Consider the following 4,430-nt stretch of genomic DNA (forward strand, 5'->3'; position numbering starts at 1 on the left):
CAGGCTCCGTCGCGCCGTGGCCGAGCTCGACGCGGCGAGCGCCGCCGTCGTCGCGCGCCGCCGCGCGCAGGGGGCCGCCGGCGAGGACCTGCTGGGCCTGCTGCTGAGGGCCGTGGACAGCGGCGACCTGGCGCCCGAGGGCCTGCGCGACGAGCTGGTGACGATGGTCATCGCCGGGCACGAGACGGTCGCGTCGGCGCTGACGTGGACGCTGCACCTCCTCGCGCAGGAGCAGGGCGCCCAGCGCCGCGTCGCCGAGGAGCTCGACGCGGTCCTCGGCGGCGGGGACGAGCGGGGTGGGCGGGCGCCCGCCTGGGAGGACCTGCGCGCCCTCGTCCGCACCCGCGCCGCGGTCGAGGAGTCGCTGCGGCTCTTCCCGCCCGCGTGGGTGGTGAGCCGGCGCGCCGTCGCCGAGGACGTGCTCGACGGCGTCACCGTGCCGGCGGGGACGACGGCGATCATCAGCCCGTGGCTGCTGCACCGGCGCCCCGAGCTGTTCCCCGACCCGGAGGCCTACCGCCCGGAGCGCTTCGAGGAGGGTCTGTCCCGCGGGGCCCGGACCGCCTACACGCCCTTCGGCGCCGGGCCCCGCCTCTGCATCGGGCGCGACTTCGCGCTCGTCGAGACGACGCTCGTGCTCGCCGAGCTCCTGCGCGGGGCGTCGGTGCACCCGGCGCCGGGGGCGCGGGTGCGCGTCGACGCCCTCGTGACGATGCGCCCCCGCGACGGCCTGCGGCTGGAGGTGCGGCCGCGCTGACCCCGGGGGCGCCGTCGCGGTCGGCGCCGCCGGGGGAGCGCCGTCAGGAGGAGGCGTCGACGAGCGGGGCGCCGTCGGAGGGCTGCAGGCGGACGCCGCGGGGGTCGTCGAGGTCGGTGGCGGCGACGAAGACGAGGTCGCCCTCGTCGCCCGGCCCGACGACGCCCGTGAGGCCCGCCGTCAGCTCGACGGCGCGCACGGCCGCGTCGTCGTCGTCCGCCCGGCGGTCCGCCCAGCCGGACAGCGCGTCGGAGGCGCGCTCCAGGCGCACCTGCCGCCCGTCCGCGGTGACGACCTCGACGCGCGGCAGGTCGACCACCTGGTCGCCCTCGGTGTTGTCGACGCGGACGACCACCCAGCAGACCGGGCCGGCGTCAGCGTCCTCGCGGTAGTCCTCGAGGTCCTCGACCGCGTCGTCGTCGTCCTCGGCGGGCACGACGACGACCATCTCGGCGCCGCCGGCGGAGACCTCGAGCTCGCGGGCGTCGTCGGGGTCGCCGCAGTCCTCGAGCTCCTCGCGCGCCTCCTCGGCGCGCTCGTCCGCAGCCTCCTCACGGGCGTCGGCTCGGTCGTCCAGGCGGTCCGCGGCGTCGGGCTCGAGGGCGGCGACGCGGTCGGCGGCGTCCCCGGTCTCGTTCCACGGCGTCATGTCGATGGTGTCGCGCGGCAGGTCGCGGGCGCCCGAGCAGCCGGCGAGCACGGCGCTCGAGAGCACGAGCGCGAGGACGGGGGCGGGGCGGCGGCGCACGGCGTCTCCTGTCGGCGGGGGCGGGTGGGCGCGACGCTACGGCGGGCGCCCCGGCCCCGCCCGTCCACGGCCCGGGGACGCCGGGCCGTGGACGGTCGCCGCCGTCAGCCCGCCAGAGGGAGCCGGACGGTGACGAAGCTGTGCGCGGGCACGTGCACGCGGAGCACCGAGCCGTCCACCGACGCCTCGTGCGCAGCGGGTGCGACGGCGTCCGGCTGCTCCACGGTGTTGTGCGCCGACGTCGAGGCGGCCGTGAGCACGGTGGCCTCCGGTGCGCCGACGGCGCCCCCGCGCAGGTCGAGCTCGACGTCCACCCCGCCGCTCGTCTCGAGGTTGGTCAGCGAGACGAGGACGGCGCCGTCCTTCGTGCTGGCGGTCGCCGTCAGCGTCGTGAGGTCCGTCCCGCCGACGGAGCGCACCGGCTCCGCGGTGCGCCACGCGAGCGGCAGGCGGGCGGCGTCGTGGTGCCCGCGGTTCATCGTGAAGGCGTGGTAGGTCGGCGTGAGGACCATGGCCTCGCCGTCGGTGAGGACCATGGACTGCAGCACGTTGACCGTCTGGGCGATGTTGGCCATGACGAGCCGCTCGGCGTGGCGGTGGAAGGCGTCGAAGTGCAGGCCGGCCAGGAGCGCGTCGCGGAGGCTGTTCTGCTGGAACAGGAACCCGGGGTTCGTGCCCGGCTCGACGTCGTACCAGGCGCCCCACTCGTCGAGGACGAGCCCGACCCGGCGCTGGGGGTCGTAGGCGTCCATGACGGCGGCGTGGCCGGACAGGATCCCCTCGAGCCTCTGCGCCTCGACCATGGTGCGGAAGTACTCGTCCTCGTCGAAGTCGGTGGCGCTGCCCTTGTGCTCCCAGGGCCCCGGCACCGTGTAGTAGTGGAACGAGACGGCCTGGTAGGTGCCCGTGCCGTGACCGGTCCGTCGCGTCCCGCCGATCTCGTGGCCGAGGGCCTTCATGAGGACCTCGGTCCAGCGGTAGTCGGCCTCGGCCGCCCCCGCCGCGATCCGGTAGAGCTCGTTGCCCCCGTGGTCGCGGCTGTAGGTGCCGAAGGTCCGCGCGAGGTCGGCGTAGGCCTCGGCGCGCATGCCGCCGCCGCAGCCCCACGGCTCGTTGCCGAGGCCCCAGAAGCGCACGGACCAGGGCTCGTCGCGCCCGTTGGCCCGGCGCAGCGCGGCCATGGGGCTGTCGTCGGCCCGGGTGAGGTACTCCACCCAGTCCGCGTTCTCGTGCACCGTGCCCGAGCCGACGTTGGCCGAGACGTACGGCTCGGCGCCGAGGAGCTCGCACAGCGCCATGAACTCGTGGGTGCCGAAGCTGTTGTCCTCCACCACGTCGCCCCAGTGGCTGTTGACCATGCGGGGCCGCTCCTCGCGCGGGCCGACGCCGTCGCGCCAGTGGTACTCGTCGGCGAAGCAGCCGCCCGGCCAGCGCAGGTTGGGGATGCCGGCGGCGCGCAGGGCCTCGACGACGTCGAGGCGGATGCCGCCCTCGTTCGGCACGTCGGAGTCCTCCCCGACGAAGAAGCCGTCGTAGATGCAGCGGCCGAGGTGCTCGGCGAAGTGGCCGTAGAGGTGGCGGCTGATGGTGGGGCCCGGCAGGTCGAGGTCGACGACGCCGGAGGCGCGCGCGGCCGCCGTCGGGCTCGCGCCCGTCGTCTCGGGGGAGCGGTCGGTGGTCATCGCGGTCGGTCTCCTCGGGGTGGGACGGGGGCCGGTCCTCGTCGCCCGGCTCGCCGCCTGTTGTATCGATAAACTCGGCGGCTGTCCACGCCCCGCCGGGCGTGGTGGCGCTGCTAGCGTCGCCGTCCGCCCGCCGCCCGCGGCACGAGCGCTGGAGGTCCGACGTGGTCACCATGCGTGACGTCGCGACCGCCGCCGGCGTCTCCCCGATGACGGTCTCCAACGTCCTCACCGGGCGCCGGGCGACGAGCCCCGAGGTGCGCCGGGCCGTGCTGGAGGCCAGCGAGAGGCTCGGCTACCGGCTCAACGTCGCCGCTCGCAGCCTGCGGCGGGGGCGCACCGGGGTCGTGGGCCTGGCCGTCCCGTCCCTCGACGCGCCGTACTTCGGGCAGCTCGCGGGGCGCCTCGCCGCGCGGCTCGCGCGCGAGGGGCTGCGCCTGGTCGTCGAGCAGACCGGCGCCAGCCCCGAGGGGGAGGCGGCGGCGGTGCGGGACTCGCGCGGCGGCGCCTACGACGGCCTCGTGCTGTCGGCCGTCGGGCTCGGCGGTGACGTGCGCGCCCTCGCGGGTGACCTCCCCGTGGTCGCCCTGGGCGAGCGCCAGGACCTGCGGCGGGTGGACCACGTCGGCATGGCGAACATCGAGGGCGCCCGGGCGGCGGCCGCGCTGCTCCTCGAGCGGGGGTGCCGGCGCCTCGCCGTCGTCGGCAGCCCCCCGTGGGAGCAGCTCGACGAGCCCGGGGGCCACGACGGCGACGCCTTCCGGCTGCGGGCGCGAGGCGTGCGCGACGCCGTCCGCGCGGCGCCCGGGGCGCGGGTCCGCGCGGTGACGTTGGGCACGGCGCTGGAGGACGGCGTCCGCTGCGGACGTGCGCTGGCCGCGGGGGAGCCGGTCGACGGGGTGGTCGCCCTCACCGACACCCTGGCGCTCGGGGTGCTGCGGGGCCTCGCCGACGGAGGTCTGCGCGTGCCCGACGACGTCCTCGTCGTCGGCTTCGACGACGTCCGCGAGGCCGCCACGAGCGTGCCGTCGCTCTCGAGCGTGGCGCCCGGGCACGACGCGATGGTCGAGGAGGTGGTGCGTCTCCTGCTGCGCCGCATGGCCAAGCCGGCGGCGGCGGAGGAGGACGTCGTCGCGCCGTTCGCGGTGGTCGAGCGGGAGTCGACGCGCCGGGCGTGACCGAGGCCGACGGCTGGAGCGCCCGGCCGCCGCAGCGGGCGGGCGCCCCGTCGCGCTCAGGCGGC

The 4,430-nt window shown here is 77.0% G+C and carries 4 protein-coding genes; 2 read left to right on the plus strand and 2 right to left on the minus strand.

Going from position 1 to position 4,430, the window contains the following annotated elements; translation table 11 throughout:
* On the plus strand, positions 1 to 757 hold a 757-nt coding region (locus HLB09_RS13595; protein WP_212771068.1), incomplete at its 5' end, for a cytochrome P450.
* A 43-nt stretch (positions 758 to 800) separates the two neighbouring features.
* On the opposite strand, the gene HLB09_RS13600 is transcribed toward HLB09_RS13595, so the two are convergent.
* Positions 801 to 1,505 (minus strand): hypothetical protein, encoded by a 705-nt coding sequence (locus HLB09_RS13600; RefSeq protein ID WP_171203886.1) that lies wholly within the window; start codon positions 1,503 to 1,505, stop codon positions 801 to 803.
* A 104-nt stretch (positions 1,506 to 1,609) separates the two neighbouring features.
* The gene (locus tag HLB09_RS13605; RefSeq protein WP_171203887.1) at positions 1,610 to 3,187 is read right to left on the minus strand and encodes an alpha-N-arabinofuranosidase; all 1,578 of its coding nucleotides are present in this window, start codon (positions 3,185 to 3,187) and stop codon (positions 1,610 to 1,612) included.
* A 173-nt stretch (positions 3,188 to 3,360) separates the two neighbouring features.
* Here HLB09_RS13605 and HLB09_RS13610 point away from each other — a divergent pair, with 173 nt between their 5' ends.
* Positions 3,361 to 4,365 carry a LacI family DNA-binding transcriptional regulator gene (locus HLB09_RS13610; protein WP_171203888.1) on the plus strand — a complete coding sequence of 335 codons (1,005 nt, stop codon included), beginning with the start codon at positions 3,361 to 3,363 and terminating at the stop codon, positions 4,363 to 4,365.
* The last annotated feature ends 65 nt before the right edge of the window (positions 4,366 to 4,430 follow it).

Origin of the sequence: Pseudokineococcus marinus (assembly GCF_013004605.1) — a bacterium.
Taxonomy (GTDB): Bacteria; Actinomycetota; Actinomycetes; order Actinomycetales; family Quadrisphaeraceae; genus Pseudokineococcus; species Pseudokineococcus marinus.

What these genes read in the sequence shown, in the direction of transcription:
- HLB09_RS13605 (WP_171203887.1), bottom strand. Translation starts at nt 3,187, where the DNA reads ATGACCACCGACCGCTCCCCCGAGACGACGGGCGCGAGCCCGACGGCG.
- HLB09_RS13610 (WP_171203888.1), top strand. Translation starts at nt 3,361, where the DNA reads ATGCGTGACGTCGCGACCGCCGCCGGCGTCTCCCCGATGACGGTCTCC.